The following is a 14,222-nucleotide window of genomic DNA, read 5'->3' as shown; positions in this document are numbered from 1 at the left end:
GGAGCATCCATGTCTTTCCGTGTCGCGGGCTTTGCCGGCAGCCTGAGCAACCCGTCCAAAACCCGCACGCTGGTCGATCTGGCGGGCCGCCGTGTCGCCGCGCGCTTTGGCGGACGTGCCGAAACCTATGATCTGGCCGATCTGCAACCCGCCTTGGGCACGGCCAACACTCTGGACGACCTGAAAGGAACCGAAGGCGCTATCGTTGCCGCCCTCCTCTCGGCGGATGCCCTGATCGTGGGCAGCCCGGTTTACAAGGGCAGCTACGCCGGGTTGTTCAAGCATCTGTTCGACCTGATCGACCCGGCCGCGCTCGCGGGCAAGCCGATCCTGCTGACCGCGACCGGCGGCGGCGAAAAACATGCGCTGGTGATCGAACATCAGTTGCGCCCGCTCTTTGCCTTTTTCGAGGCGGCGGTGCTGCCGACCGGCATCTATGCCTCGGCCAGCGATTTTGCAGGTGGCCTGCCGGTGTCCGACGCGCTTCTGGCACGGCTTGACCGGGCGGTGGGGCAGTTCGGGCCATGGCTGACGGCGGATGTGGCCGGTCGGGCGGCCTGACTGCCGGCGGGTCAGAGAGAAATCTTCTTTCAAAGGGGCATATCCGGCCCCGCGAAGGCCCCCTGAACCCACAGCAAAAGAAGGGTCTTTCAAACTTTCACCAGCACCAAGATCGCCCCTGCCCCCCCGGGGCAACCGCGGCAATGGTGCAGATCAAGCGGGCAAAGCCCGTTGCGCATAACCCGCAAGTCTGCCGGTCCAACCGTGTGAAAGCGCGAAAACCGGCGGGCTTGGGACCGAAACCGAACGCAAAACGGAGCCAAGGATCAGATGGCCGACCTATTCCCGCAAGCCGCCCTCAGCGACAATGCCGCGCGCCAGCTTGCCAATGCCACCAAGACTGCCCCCGTCCTGCCGACGATCAGCCCGCGCTGGCTGGTGCATCTTCTGCAATGGGTGCCGGTCGAGGCGGGCATCTACCGCCTCAACACCGTGCGCAACCCCGAGAATGTCGAGGTTGCCTGCGCCGGGCGTGACGAATCCGAACTGCCGCAGACCTTCGTGAACTATGACGAAAAGCCGCGCGAATATTTCCTGAACGCCGTCTCGACCATTCTGGACGTTCACACCCGCGTCAGTGATCTTTATTCCAGCCCCTTCGATCAGGTGAAGGAACAACTGCGCCTTGCGATCGAGACGATCAAGGAAACGCAGGAAGGCCAACTGATCAACAACCCGGACTATGGCCTCTTGGCCAATGTGGCGCCTTCGCAGGTGATCAAGACCCGCACCGGCGCGCCGCAGCCCGATGATCTTGACCTTCTCGTCGCCAAGGTCTGGAAGGAACCGGCGTTCTTCCTTGCCCATCCCGATGCCATCGCCGCCTTTGGCCGCGAATGCACCCGCCGCGGCGTGCCGCCGCCCACGGTGTCGCTGTTCGGCTCGCAGTTCCTGACATGGCGGGGCATTCCGCTGGTGCCATCGGACAAGGTGCCGGTGGTCAATGGGAAGACCAAGATCCTGCTGTTGCGGGTCGGCGACAAGCGGCAAGGCGTGATCGGCGTCTATCAGCCCGGTCTGGCGGGCGAGCAGAGCCCCGGCCTCTCGGTGCGGTTCATGGGCATCAACCGCTCGGCCATCGCGTCTTATCTGATCAGCCTTTACTGCTCGCTGGTGGTGCAGTCGCCCGATGCGCTGGCGGTTCTGGAGGAGGTGGAGATCGGCAAGTTCCATGACTATCCCGACACCTATGCCAAGTAATCTGGCGCCCGGCGATGCGGCTGCCGCGGGGCTGCCCGATGTGCAGGTTCTGACGCAGCTTGCGGCGCAGTTATTTGCCGCGCTTCCCGGTGGGGCGGCACCGTCAAACCCGGTGCCGGAAGATCCGCTGCCGGGGGGGCTGTCGCTTGGCCCCTTTGCCAAGGGCCCTGCCCTGCCGGGCCCATTGCTGCCCGGGGGCAACCTCGTGCCCGCCTCGCCGCAATCGGCGGTGGCCGCAGGCGCTTCGGTGCCCGCGCTGGCGCCAAAATCGGCGGCGGTGAACGGGTTGCCTGACCTTGCCGCCATCGTGTCGCCAGCGGTGAACGGGCGCTTCGGCGGCCATTCTCTGGGCGTGCCGACTCCGGCGGCGGCCCCGAATGCGCCGGTTTCGGCGCCTTCTGCCCCCGCCTCGCCCTATTACTTCCTTGGCGAAGCGGTCGGGCCTGCGGCGCGGGCCACTCCCGCGCGGCATGATCTGTCCGATCTGGTCACGGCGCGCAGTTTCGGTCTGCCCGGGCAGGATGATCTGCGCGGGCTGCTGGCGGAACCCGCCCGGCCCGCCGCGCCATCGGGGCCGTATTACTTCGCCCCCGCCGCGCCCGCCGTGGCCCCCGCGAGCGCACCCGCCCGCGGGCTGGACATCGCCGCCATCCGCCGCGATTTCCCGATCCTGCAGGAACGGGTGAACGGACGGCAACTGGTGTGGTTCGACAATGCTGCCACCACGCAGAAACCGCGCCAGGTGATCGACCGGGTTTCGTATTTCTACGAACACGAAAACTCGAACATCCACCGCGCCGCGCATGAGCTGGCGGCCCGCGCCACCGATGCCTACGAGGGCGCGCGCGAAAAGGTGCGCACCTTCCTGGGGGCCGCCTCGACCGAAGAGATCATCTTTGTCCGCGGGGCGACCGAAGCGATCAATCTGGTCGCCAACACCTGGGGCGCGCAAAACGTGGGCGAAGGGGACGAGATCATCGTCTCGAACCTGGAACACCATGCCAATATCGTGCCCTGGCAGATGCTGGCGGCACGCAAGGGGGCAAAGATCAAGGTCATTCCGGTGGATGACACCGGGCAGGTGATCCTGGACGAATATCGCCGTCTGCTGTCGCCGCGCACCAGACTGGTGGCGGTGACGCAAGTCTCGAACGCCCTGGGAACCGTGGTTCCGGTGCAAGAGATCGTGGCGCTGGCCAAGGCAGCCGGGCGGCGACATTGGTGGACGGGGCGCAATCGGTCAGCCACCTGCGGGTGAATGTGCAGGCGATCGGGGCCGATTTCTTTGTGTTTTCCGGTCACAAGATCTTTGGTCCGACCGGCATCGGCGTGGTCTATGGCCGCAAGGAATTGCTGGACCAGATCCCTCCATGGCAGGGCGGCGGCAACATGATTGCCGATGTGACCTTTGAAAAGACGCTCTACCAACCCGCCCCGAACAAGTTCGAGGCCGGCACCGGCAATATCGCCGATGCCGTGGGTCTGGGGGCCGCGCTCGACTATGTGCAGTCGCTGGGGCTTGAGGCGATTGCGCAGTATGAGCATGACCTTCTGGCCTATGCCACCCATCACCTTGCCCCGATCAAGGGCGTGCGCCTGATCGGCACGGCGGCGCACAAGGCCAGCGTGCTGTCCTTCGTGCTGGACGGCCATTCCACCGAACAGGTGGGTCGGGCGCTGAACGAAGAGGGGATCGCGGTGCGCTCGGGCCATCACTGCGCCCAGCCGATCCTGCGCCGTTTCGGGGTCGAGGCGACGGTGCGGCCCTCGCTGGCCTTCTATAACACCTGCGAGGAGGTGGACCGCTTCATCGCCGTGGTGCGGCGGCTGGCGCGGGCCTGAAACCGCAGCGGAAATGCAAAGGCCCGCCGGTGCGAAACCGGCGGGCCTTTGGTTTGCGGGGGCTATCCCAGAATCTCGGCCAGCAGATCGGCATGATGGGCGGCAGCCACATCGGGATGCGACCGCAGGCGGCTTTTCAGATGATTGATCCCCACATTGCGGAACAGCGGGTTAAGCGGGTCCACCGTCAGACCGCGCTCAAGCTTTTGCAGATCGTCGGGCAGCGGCAGAACGGGGATGTTGGCATCATACCGGGCGCCAAGGAAGAAGGCGAAAGAGAACCGCTCCACCCCCGGCGGCGGGGCCACCACGTCATGCACATCGGCGCGGACAAAGCCGTTCGTCGCCAGTTCCAGCAACTCACCCGTGTTGATGACAAAGGTGCCCGGCAGTGGCGGCGCGTTCAGCCATTCACCGTCAACCGTCTGCACCCGCAGGCCGGGCACCACGTCTTGCAGCAGAATGGTGATCAACCCGCCATCCTTGTGCGCGCCCACGCCCTGATCGGTTTCCGCCACATCCCGGCCGGGATAGCGGATCAGCTTGAGAAGCTGGGTTGGTTGCGGTTCGTAAACCTCGGCAAAGGCATCTTCGGGCTGGCCCAGCGCAAGGGCGATGGCCTGAAGAAGATCAATACCCAAGGTCGTCACCCGTGCCTGATAGTCCAGCACGATGTCTTTCAGCTCGGGCACCGCCTCGGGCCATTGGTTCGGGCCTTGCAGCCGGGCCCAACCGGGGCTGTCGGGGTCAAAAGCGCGCGGAGAGCCTTCTGTGTTGAAGTCGATCTGCTCGCGCCAGTCCTGTTCGCCCCGGGTCCGCTCGTATCCCGCGCGATTATAGCCGCGGAAATGCGGAGAGCGGACCATCTCGATCTTCAGCTTTTCCTCGATGGGCAGGGCGAAGAATTTCTTCGCACCCGCCACCAGCCCGTCGATCAGGTCTTGCGGCACACCATGGCCGGTCAGGTAGAAAAACCCATGGTCATGCAGAATGCCGCGCAGCTCGGCGATGAAAGCCGCGCGATCCGAGAAGGTGCGATGAAAGCGTGAAAAGTCCAGAACGGGCAAGTTTGCGGCCTGGGATACGGTCATGGGGATACTCCTGTTGCAACCCCCTCGCGGGGCCGGTCTTCGGTTCGGGTTCGCGCATCGGACGGGTTCGCCGGGCGCCAGCCTGTCAGACGGCGCGCGCCCTCGGTCAGAAGCGGCACCGGCTTGGCGAAACGCGCGGCAATTTCGGCAACTGCCTGCCGTAGTGCGGGCAGGCCCTGCGCCGGCGGATGTTGATGCGGCGCGGTGCGCCGGGCCTCGGCCGCGGCGTTGATCAGCGCGGGCGGCGCGCCCCCTTCGGGAAAGCCCTGCTCAAGATTGATTGCGCCGACCGATGCCGCCAATGGCGACATCGGTTCGAAAGCCAAGGGTCTGAGCCCCGCAAAGACAGAGTTTATCGTCACATCACCCCCAATATCAGCGCCCGGAGAGGGCGGCCCCCCTCTCCGGGCAATCCGTCAGGCGGCCTGCCGCAGCGTTTTCGCCGCCTCATCCAGAGCCTGGCGAAGATCGGCGATGATGTCCTCGGGATGTTCGATCCCGATGGACAGGCGGATATAGCCGGGCGTCACCCCCGCAGCCAATTGCTCAGCCGGGGTCAGTTGCTGATGCGTGGTCGAAGCCGGATGGATCGCCAGCGACCGGGCATCGCCGATGTTGGCGACATGGTGGAACAGCGCCAGCGCGTCGATGAAGGCGCGCCCCGCCTCGACGCCGCCATCCACCTCGAAGCCCACCAGCGCACCATGACCGCCAGACAGGTAGGCATCGGCGCGGCGGCGGTGTTCGCCGGTTTGCAGACCCGGGAAGATGGTCCGCGTCACCAGCGGATGGCCGTTCAGGAACTCGGCCACCTTGGCGGCATTCTCATTGTGCTGGCGGATGCGCAGCGGCAGGGTTTCCAGCCCCTGAATGAACAGGAAGGCGTTCTGCGGCGCCACGGCCGCCCCGATGTCGCGCAACAGCTTGACCCGTGCGCGCAGGATATAGGCGATGGGGCCAAGGGGTTTTGCCGCCTCGGTCCAGATGGCACCGTGATAGGCGGCATCGGGTTGCGTCAGGAGGGGGAAGCGGGCGGCATTCCCCTCCCAGTCGAACGTGCCGCCGTCGATGATGGCGCCGCCGATGGCGGTGCCATGGCCACCGATGTATTTCGTGGTGGAATAGACCACCACCGCCGCGCCATGTGCCAGTGGCCGCGCCGTCAGCGGTGCCGCCGTGTTGTCGAGGATCAGCGGCACACCGATTGCACGGCCAAGGGCCGCCACCTCGGCAATCGGGAAGACCTGCAACTTGGGGTTGGGCAGGGTTTCACCAAACCAGGCGCGGGTCTTGTCATCTGTCACCCGGACAAAATTCTGCGGGTCGTCCTGATCGACAAAGCGCACCTCAATCCCGAACTGCGCCAGCGTCTGCGACAGAAGGGTGACCGTGCCGCCGTAAAGGTCGGTCGAGGCGACGATATTGTCGCCCGCCTGCGCAAGGTTGGTCAGGGCAAAGAACGTTGCGGCCTGACCCGAGGCCACGGCCAGCGCCGCCACCCCGCCCTCAATCGCGGCAAGGCGTTCCTCGAACACGTCCGAGGTGGGGTTCTTGATGCGGGTATAGATCTGGCCCAGCTCTTCCAGCGCGAAAAGGCGCGCGGCATGGCCGGTATCCTGAAACTGAAAGCTGGTGTTCTGATAGATCGGCACCGCCAGCGATCCGGTCGCCGGATCGGTGCGCCAGCTTCCGCCATGCAGGGCGAGGGTTTCGGGGTGCAGGCTGGTGGTGGCCATGGGATTCTCCTGTTCCGGCGGCAACGGAACGCCGCGATTGGTCTGTCCCGGTCACAGGATCACAAAAATCACGTCAAAATATATCGCCTTTTATCGGCCCGAATTGGAACGGCCTTCCCCCGGCGGGGAATGAAAGAGCAGCGGCGTTCTTTTCTGCACCGTTCAGGGCGGGAATCCCCCCGGTTGCCCGCCCATGAAAGCCGCTTTTCACGACGAACCGCAGGGAAATGTCCCGGCCCGCGCCGTGATTCCCTCCCACCGACGGCCCCGGATCGGAAAAAATTTCTGCGCCGCGGCGCTGTCGTGGCGGATTGTTTCTGCGCCGCGCCCGAATTTTAAAAAACTCAACAAAATCAAAGGCTGCATTGACGTTCCCGCCACAAGCCGCTCCCATAAAGCCCACAAAACAGGCGAAATCCAAACCGGAGAGCATGATCCATGAGCAACCTGAACATCTTTGGCAAAGCGGGCCCCGCCCTTGCCACCGCGGCCGCTGTCGCCGCGGCGACCCTGCCCAGTCTGGCCAGCGCCGGCCCCACGCTGGACCGCATCACCGAACGCGGCGTGATCAAGGTCGGCGTTGGCACGACACCCGGTTTCTTTGCGCCCGACAGCGACGGCAAGTGGCAGGGCTTCTTCATCGATTATGGCCGCGCCCTGTCGATTGCCGTCTTCGGCACGCCCGACAAGGTGGAGTTCACCTCGTCTTCGCCGCAGCAACGGCTGCCCGCCCTGCAAGCGGGTGAATTCGATGTTCTGCTTTCGGGCGTGACCGTCACCGTGACCCGCGCCTTCAAGCTGGGCTTTCATTTCGGCCCCACGGTGTTTTATGACGGACAGGCCATTCTGGCCCGCAAGGATCTGGGCGTGGCGACGGCTGCGGAACTGGACGGCGCCACCATCGGCGTGCAGTCGGGCACCACGGGCGAGCTGAACATCGCCGATTTCTTCCGCAAGACCGGCAAGAGCTTTACCCCCGTCACCATCGAGGACACGTCGGAATTTCTCGCCGCGCTGGAATCCAACCGGGTCGATGCCATCACGCAGGACAGTTCCGACCTTGTGGGCAAGCTTCAACAGTTGAAAGACCCGTCGGCCTATGTGCTGCTGCCGGAACGCCTGTCGAAAGAGCCGCTCGCCCCCGCCATCGCAGCCGGTGACGACCGCTGGCTGGAGATCATCAACTGGACCGTCTATGCCACCATCCAGGCCGAGGAATGGGGCATCACCCAGACCAATGTCGATGAATTCCTGACATCGGAAGACCCGGCGATCCAGCGGTTCCTGGGGGTCGATCCGTCTCTGGCGCAGGATATCGGGCTGGATCCGAAATGGGCCTACAACATCATCAAGACGGTCGGAAACTACGGCGAAATCTACGAGCGGAACCTTGCGCCGCTGGGCTGGGAACGTGGCTATAACCAGCTTTGGACCAAGGGCGGCCTGCTTTATGCGCCCCCGTTCCGGTAAGACCCCGTGACCCTCCCTGTCACGTCTGACGGTCAGGGCCCCCACCTCTTCCCGCGCGGCAGGTTTGCCGCGCTGGTTGAATGGTGGGGGCCGCGACCATGGTCGCAGCTTGCGGTGATCCTCGTGATCGCCGCCCTTCTGCTTTGGTTCGGGCTGAACCTCGCGGCCGCATTGCAACGCGCGGGCATCACCCCCGGTTTCAGCTTTCTGTTCCGGTCGGCGAATTTCCAGATCGGCGAAAGCACTTTGGCGTTTCAGGCCGGCGACACCTATCTGCGCGCGATTGTCGTGGGCATCGTCAACACACTGAAAGTGGCCTTGGCGGGTTGCGTGCTGGCCACTCTGCTGGGGGTTGCCATCGGGGTGGGCGGGCTGTCGGCCAATCCGCTGCTTGGCGGCCTTGTGCGGGTCTATATTGAGGTGGTCCGCAACACGCCCCTCTTGCTGCAACTGTTCTTCTGGATCGCGGTGGCCCGCAACCTGCCGGGGCCCAGACAGGCACCCGGCGGGATGGGGTTCTACCTGTCGAACCGCGGCATCTTCGTGCCTGCCCTGACCTCGCCCGTTGGCTGGCTGATGCCGCTGGCGGCGATCGCCGGGCTTGTGCTGCTGGCGGCGGTGGCAAGGCCGCGGCTGAGGCGCGGGGGCGGGTTGCTTTGGCCCGGCGTCGTTGCACTGTCGGCACTGATCCTTGCCATCGCGGGTGCGGGGGTGGATGTGCCGCAGCTTCAGGGTTTCAACATCCGCGGCGGCCTGTCGCTGTCACCGGAGTTTGCGGCCCTGCTGACGGCGCTGACGGTGAAATTCTCCGCCTCCATCGCCGAGATTGTCCGGGCTGGCATCCTCTCGGTCGCCCCGGGCCAGCGCGAGGCGGCGCGGGCGCTGGGGCTGAATGACTGGCAGATCCTGCGACTGGTGGTGCTGCCGCAGGCGCTGCGGGTGATCGTGCCGCTGATCACCTCAAGCTTTCTGGACCTTGCCAAGGATTCCAGTCTGGCCGTCGCCATCGGTTATCCCGATCTGGTCGGCATCCTGAACACAACCGCCAACACCACAGGTCAGGCGATCGAGGCGGTGTTCATCATGGCCATCAGCTTTCTGGTGCTGAACTTGTCGGTGGCGGCCCTGATGAACCGATACAACCAGCGCGTTGCCCTGCGCGGAGAGGCCGGACGATGACCCTTCCCGCCCCCCTGCGCGGCGCCTTTGCCGGGCCTGTCAATATCGCGCTGTCTCTGGCGGTGCTGGGGGCGCTGGCGCTGGTCCTGCCGCCGCTTTTCGGCTGGGCGGTGGCCCATGCCGTCTGGCAGGGCGACATGGCGACCTGCCGCGCCGCCGCCGGAGCCTGCTGGGCCTTCTTGCAGGCCAAGGCGCGGTTCATCCTGTTCGCCTTCTATCCGGCAGATCAGATATGGCGGCCGGCATTGGTCGTGGTGGCCCTGCTGGCGCTGATGGTACTGTCGGCGCTGCCGCGGCTTTGGGGGGCGGTGCTGCTGACGGTCTGGCCCGTTGTCCTGATGTCAAGCTGGGGGCTGATGGCAGGGGGTGGCCCCCTGCCCCGGGTCTCGGTGAACGACTGGGGCGGGCTGCCGGTGACGCTGCTGGTCTGGACCACCTGCATGGCCTTTGCCATGCCTGCGGCCGTGCTGCTGGCCTTGGCGCGACAGTCCCGCATGGGGGGTCTGCGCAGCCTTTCGGTCGCCTATATCGAGGTGATGCGCGCCACGCCGATGGTGGCAATCCTGTATTTCGCCATGCTGATCCTGCCGATGGCGCTGCCGGGGGGCGTGGTCCTGGACAAGATCCTGCGCGCCACGATCATGACTGCGCTGTTCTTCACCGCCTATCTGGCCGAAGTGGTGCGCGGCGGTCTGCAGACCATCCCGGCAGGGCAGGCCGAGGCGGCTTCGGCGCTTGGCCTTGGATACTGGCGGACGGTGCAACTGATCGTGCTGCCTCAGGCGCTGAACAAGGTGATCCCGGGGCTGGTCAATCTGGCCATCGGGTTTTTGCTGGCCACCTCTCTTCTGGCGGTGATCGGAGTGTTCGACCTCCTGAACGCCGCCAAGGCATCAACCACCGATCCGCTGTGGATGGGGTTCTATGATGAAGCCTATGTCTTTGCTGCGCTGATCTATTTCCTGTTGTGCTTTGGCGGGTCGCGCTACAGCCTCTGGCTGGAACGGCGGCTCAGGCGGAACTGATCCCGCAGATACGGGACAAATCCCTGCGGCGGTGGTAAAGCAGCCCAAGGCGCTGCGGTATGAGGCACGGCATGACGATCACCCATGAAGACGAGCTGGAAGGGTTGCAGGCCATCGGCCGCATCGTTGCCAACACCATGCAGGCCATGGCACGCGCGATGGAGCCGGGCATGACGACCCGCGAACTCGATGAGATCGGCCGCGGGTTGCTGGAGCGCGAAGGTGCGGTTTCCGCCCCCGAAACCAGCTATGATTTCCCCGGCGCCACCTGCATCAGCGTGAACGAGGAGGTTGCCCACGGCATTCCCGGCGACCGGGCAATCGCGGTCGGCGATCTGGTGAACATCGACGTGTCGGCCAGCAAGGACGGCTATTTCGCCGATACCGGCGCGACCTTCCGGCTGGGCCGGGTCCGGCCCTCGCTTGACCGGCTTTGCCGGGACGGCAAGCGCGCCCTGCAGATCGGCATTGCGCAGGTCGGCCATGACAGGCCCATCGCGGGGATCGGCAATGCCATCGGCAAATTCGCTTCGGCCAACGGCTATAGCCTGATCCGCAACCTTGCCAGCCACGGGGTCGGCCGCGCGCTGCACGAAGACCCGACAGAGGTGGCGACCTGGCCCACCCGGGGCGACCGCCGGCGGATGCACAACGGGCTGGTTCTGACGGTCGAGCCGTTCCTGTCAATGGGCGGGCTTTGGGCGGAACAGGGCGATGACGGCTGGACGCTTTACAGCGACCCGCCCGCGCCGGTGGTGCAATACGAACATACGGTCGTTGCAACCGCCCGCGGCGCCATCATCGTCACCCTGCCGGGCTGACCACGCCGCGTTTCAGCCGGTGAACTCGACAATCTCGATCCCAGCACCGTAATCGGACAGGTAAAGCAGACCATTCGCATCGGCAAAGACATCGGCCGTCTGGATCACCCGCGGGCGGTTCGGGCGCGGGTCGATCACGCGGTCCGGCGCGGCGGGCACATAGGCGCCCCGCTCAACCGGGTGGCAGGGGTCCGAGATATCCACCGCCCGCACGCCGGCATTCTGCCAGGTCGCAAAGATCAGCCTGTCGGAGACGAAACTGCCGGGGCGGTTTTCATGCAGGTTGTGCGGGCCGAAATGGCCGCCTTTGGCGATGTAATCCGCCTCGGCCGGGATCGGAAAAGTGGCGATGGAGACCGGGTTCTGCGGGCTTCGGATGTCGAAGACCCAGGTGTGCTTGCGCCCGTCCGACTCGCCGTCCAGCACCGCCTCATCCGCGACCACCAGAAGATCGCGCGCAGGCAGGGGCAGCGCCGAATGCGTGCCGCCGCCAAAGGGCGGTGACCAGTTCAGATGGCGGATCAGGCGCGGCTGCGTCGGGTCGGAGATATCCAACAGCGTCAGCCCGCCATCGCGCCAACAGGCATAGGCGGTGGTGCCGCTGATCACCGCATGGTGCAGCGCCCAGCGTTGCCCCGGCGGGCTGGGCGGCCCGCCCTCGCCCGGGGCCATGCCGGGCAGGCCCCAGCGCCCGATAATCTCGGGCCGGGTCGGGTCGGCCATGTCGATGACGGCCAGAATATAATCGCTGTAACCCGCAAACAGGGCCGAGGCATAGGCATAACGCCCGCCAACATACCAGATGCGATGGAACCCTGCCCCCGCGATATCAAGCTGGCCGATCTTTCGCGGCTGCATCGGGCGCGAGATGTCATAGACGCTCATCCCCGCCGCCCAATCTTGCGCCCCCGTCACATATTGGCCAACCGATTGGGTGTAATAGGCCCGCTCATCCCCGAAAGCCCTGACGCCGTTCACCAGATCAAAGGCGTTCACCACCAGCAACAGATCGTCATGGGTCTGCAGATGCAGGTTCCAGGTGTTTGGCGGCGCGGGGATGAAGCGCACCTCGCCCGGATGCCGCGGATCGCGCAGATCGACGATCGAGAAGCCACCCGAAAACGGATGACCCAGATAGGCATGGCCGCGATGCAGCATGATCTGCATTCCGTCGCCGCGGCCCGCCACGTCGGAATGGCCGACAAAGCGCATGTTGCGCGCGAAATCCGGCGACCGCATTCAGGCCCGCCTGCGCCGCAAACCTGTCGCCGCGGCCCCCGCCACCAAGGCCGCCCCGGCCCAGAACAGCTCGGGCCGGTAGAATCTGGGGATCAGCGGATGGTCGAGCGTGCAAAGCGACAGGAGCAGGGTGCAGACATAATCCTGCCCCCAGATGCACTGGCTGGCCTGTCCATAGCTGCCATAGCCGTTGCGAACCACGGTGCCGAACACCGCGAACCACCAGATCAGGGCCAGCCCGATCGCCGCCCCGCCCAGCGTGGCGAAAAGCCGGGGGCGGATCAGATGGTCAGACATCTTCAAGCACCCCCAGCTTGGCCAGCAGGGCCGAACGTGTGGCAATCAGCGCCGGATCATCGCGACGGCGGGGGTGGGGGCTGTCCACCCGCACCTCTTGCACGATCCGCGCCGGGCGGGGGCTGAACAACACCACCCGGTCGGCCAGCAAGAGCGCCTCTTCCACGTCATGCGTCACCAGAATCGCGGTAAAGCCGCGCACCTGCCACAGCCGCACCAGATCCTTTTGCAGGTTCAGCCGGGTCAGGCTGTCCAGCTTGCCCAAGGGTTCGTCCAGCAACAGCAGACGCGGATCGTTCACCAGCGCCCGCGCAATCGCCGCGCGCTGCGCCATTCCGCCGGAAAGCTGATGTGGGAAGGCATCGCCAAACGCCTCAAGCCCCACCAATTGCAACGCCTCGTCCACGCGGGCGCGCTTGGCGGCCAGTTCGCCCCGCGCCCCCGGCCCGGCCTCGACATTGCCGCGAACGGTGCGCCACGGGAACAGGGTGGCGTCCTGAAACACCAGAATGCGGTCAGGCCCGGGGGCGGTCACCGGCCTGCCGTCACCCTGAACCCGGCCCCGCCGCGGCACCTCCAACCCCGCGGCCAGCCGCAGCAGCGTGGACTTGCCGCAGCCCGAGGGGCCAAGCAGCGCCACGAATTCTCCGGGCTGAATGTCCAGCGAGACATCCTCCAGCACCGGCAGGACCGACTTGCCGATGTCATAACCATGCGACACGCGGTCGAAGGTCAGGCCCAGCGGTTGAACCGTTGCGTGATCCAGCATCACAGGATTCCCTTCTGCCAGCCCAGAACCCGGTCGCGCACCGAAAACAGCGCCCGCACCAGCCCGGCGCAGATCAGCGCCATGATCACCAGCGCCGCATAGACATTGGCATAGGCCGAATAGGCGGTGTTGAATTGCAGATACCAGCCAAGGCCGAACTTGGCGCCCAGCATCTCGGCCACCACCAGCACGGCGAAACTGTAGTAAAGCCCCATGAACAGGCCGACAAAGACATTGGGCAGCGCCGCCGGAATGGCCACATTCCTGATCTGCCAACGGCTCGACGCGCCCAAAGTGCGGGCCACGTCGTAATAGGACCGATTGACCTGCGATATCCCCGAGGCGGTCAGGATCGCCACCGGAATGCCCGAGGCCAGCGCCACCAGAAAGACCGAGGCGTGAAACGTGCTGGGAAAGATGAAAAAGGCACAGGGAATCCAGGCGCTTGCCGGAACCGGGCCGATCAGCTTCAAAAGCGGCATTCCCCAATAGGCAAAGCGTTTCGACCAGCCAAGGCCGACCCCGCCCGCAAAACCCAGCGTGATGCCCAGAAAGAAGCCCAGCCCCCAGAGCCGGGCCGTGTAGGCCACGCAGATCAACAACCGGTCCCAATCGGTCATGTAGACATGCAACAGCCCCTGCGGCGGCGAAAAGAACGGCTTGGGCAGCCAGCCCAGCTTGGCCGTGGTGATTTCCCACACCAGCAGCCACAGCCCCAGCGCAATGAACCACGGGCCATAATGCGTCAGCACCCCGCCCTGCCAGCCGCGCAGCGGCACAAGGATGGCAAGCGTCAGGAACACCAGCGCCACAAGGCCGGCGAGGCTGGCGAACAGCCCCGTGGCCCCCCATTGGATCACATCGGGCAGCCCCCATGTCACGGCCGCCGTCGCCCCCCAGGCCAGCGCGGCAAAAATCCCCTCCCGCCATGGGCGGAAGGGGCGCTCGGCCGAAAACCCGGCCTGTCTGAAATCAATCGCTTCGGTCATGAA

Annotated in this window: 14 protein-coding genes and 1 pseudogene; 7 read left to right on the top strand and 8 right to left on the bottom strand. The window is 65.3% G+C overall.

Features of this window, described 5'->3' with window-relative positions; genetic code table 11:
• The first annotated feature begins 9 nt into the window (after positions 1-9).
• The 3 genes and pseudogenes from msuE to HS053_RS17555 all read left to right on the top strand — a co-directional run bounded on the left by msuE (position 10) and on the right by HS053_RS17555 (position 3,603).
• Positions 10-561, top strand: coding sequence for an FMN reductase (gene msuE, locus HS053_RS17565; protein ID WP_174212543.1), 552 nt, complete (start codon positions 10-12; stop codon positions 559-561).
• Positions 562-831: 270 nt separating this feature from the next.
• Complete coding sequence (locus HS053_RS17560; protein WP_174212542.1) at positions 832-1,761, top strand: family 2A encapsulin nanocompartment shell protein; 930 nt, start codon at positions 832-834, stop codon at positions 1,759-1,761.
• A pseudogene (locus HS053_RS17555) lies at positions 1,691-3,603 on the top strand (family 2A encapsulin nanocompartment cargo protein cysteine desulfurase). Before HS053_RS17560 ends, HS053_RS17555 begins: the two are co-directional and overlap by 71 nt.
• A gap of 62 nt (positions 3,604-3,665) precedes the next feature.
• Here the strand turns inward: HS053_RS17555 and HS053_RS17550 are convergent.
• The 4 genes from HS053_RS17550 to HS053_RS17535 all read right to left on the bottom strand — a co-directional run bounded on the left by HS053_RS17550 (position 3,666) and on the right by HS053_RS17535 (position 6,863).
• Positions 3,666-4,694 (bottom strand): isopenicillin N synthase family dioxygenase, encoded by a 1,029-nt coding sequence (locus HS053_RS17550; protein WP_174212541.1) that lies wholly within the window; start codon positions 4,692-4,694, stop codon positions 3,666-3,668.
• Positions 4,691-5,020 (bottom strand): hypothetical protein, encoded by a 330-nt coding sequence (locus HS053_RS17545; protein WP_174212540.1) that lies wholly within the window; start codon positions 5,018-5,020, stop codon positions 4,691-4,693. The genes HS053_RS17550 and HS053_RS17545 overlap by 4 nt, the downstream gene beginning before the upstream one ends.
• A 90-nt stretch (positions 5,021-5,110) precedes the next feature.
• On the bottom strand, positions 5,111-6,430 hold the full coding sequence (locus HS053_RS17540) for an O-acetylhomoserine aminocarboxypropyltransferase/cysteine synthase family protein (protein ID WP_174212539.1): 1,320 nt from the start codon (positions 6,428-6,430) through the stop codon (positions 5,111-5,113).
• Between the two features lie 73 nt (positions 6,431-6,503).
• On the bottom strand, positions 6,504-6,863 hold the full coding sequence (locus HS053_RS17535; RefSeq protein ID WP_174212538.1) for a hypothetical protein: 360 nt from the start codon (positions 6,861-6,863) through the stop codon (positions 6,504-6,506).
• A 5-nt stretch (positions 6,864-6,868) separates the two neighbouring features.
• On the opposite strand from HS053_RS17535, the gene HS053_RS17530 reads away from it, so the two are divergent.
• From HS053_RS17530 to map, 4 genes are all read left to right on the top strand, one after another.
• On the top strand, positions 6,869-7,900 hold the full coding sequence (locus tag HS053_RS17530; RefSeq protein WP_174212537.1) for an amino acid ABC transporter substrate-binding protein: 1,032 nt from the start codon (positions 6,869-6,871) through the stop codon (positions 7,898-7,900).
• A gap of 6 nt (positions 7,901-7,906) precedes the next feature.
• Positions 7,907-9,079 carry an ABC transporter permease subunit gene (locus HS053_RS17525; RefSeq protein WP_206677624.1) on the top strand — a complete coding sequence of 391 codons (1,173 nt, stop codon included), beginning with the start codon at positions 7,907-7,909 and terminating at the stop codon, positions 9,077-9,079.
• The gene (locus HS053_RS17520) at positions 9,076-10,104 is read left to right on the top strand and encodes an amino acid ABC transporter permease (protein ID WP_174212536.1); all 1,029 of its coding nucleotides are present in this window, start codon (positions 9,076-9,078) and stop codon (positions 10,102-10,104) included. Before HS053_RS17525 ends, HS053_RS17520 begins: the two co-directional genes overlap by 4 nt.
• A gap of 71 nt (positions 10,105-10,175) precedes the next feature.
• The gene (gene map / locus HS053_RS17515; protein ID WP_174212535.1) at positions 10,176-10,925 is read left to right on the top strand and encodes a type I methionyl aminopeptidase; all 750 of its coding nucleotides are present in this window, start codon (positions 10,176-10,178) and stop codon (positions 10,923-10,925) included.
• A gap of 12 nt (positions 10,926-10,937) precedes the next feature.
• Here map and HS053_RS17510 read toward each other — a convergent pair whose 3' ends face one another.
• From HS053_RS17510 to HS053_RS22185, 4 genes are read right to left on the bottom strand one after another with little or no spacing between them, the layout of a single operon-like run.
• Positions 10,938-12,164: an LVIVD repeat-containing protein gene (locus tag HS053_RS17510; protein WP_174212534.1), complete on the bottom strand. Its 1,227-nt coding sequence runs from the start codon at positions 12,162-12,164 to the stop codon at positions 10,938-10,940.
• Entirely contained in the window at positions 12,165-12,461 is a 297-nt protein-coding gene (locus HS053_RS17505; RefSeq protein ID WP_174212533.1) for a hypothetical protein, read from the bottom strand.
• The gene (locus HS053_RS22190) at positions 12,454-13,230 is read right to left on the bottom strand and encodes an ABC transporter ATP-binding protein (protein ID WP_206677623.1); all 777 of its coding nucleotides are present in this window, start codon (positions 13,228-13,230) and stop codon (positions 12,454-12,456) included. Before HS053_RS22190 ends, HS053_RS17505 begins: the two co-directional genes overlap by 8 nt.
• Positions 13,230-14,219, bottom strand: a complete 990-nt coding sequence (locus tag HS053_RS22185) for an ABC transporter permease (protein WP_206677622.1) — start codon at positions 14,217-14,219, stop codon at positions 13,230-13,232. Before HS053_RS22185 ends, HS053_RS22190 begins: the two co-directional genes overlap by 1 nt.
• Positions 14,220-14,222: the final 3 nt, after the last annotated feature.

This window comes from Tabrizicola fusiformis (assembly GCF_013328815.1).
Lineage (GTDB): Bacteria > Pseudomonadota > Alphaproteobacteria > Rhodobacterales > Rhodobacteraceae > Fuscibacter.
This window is presented reverse-complemented; position numbering and strand designations above follow the sequence as displayed.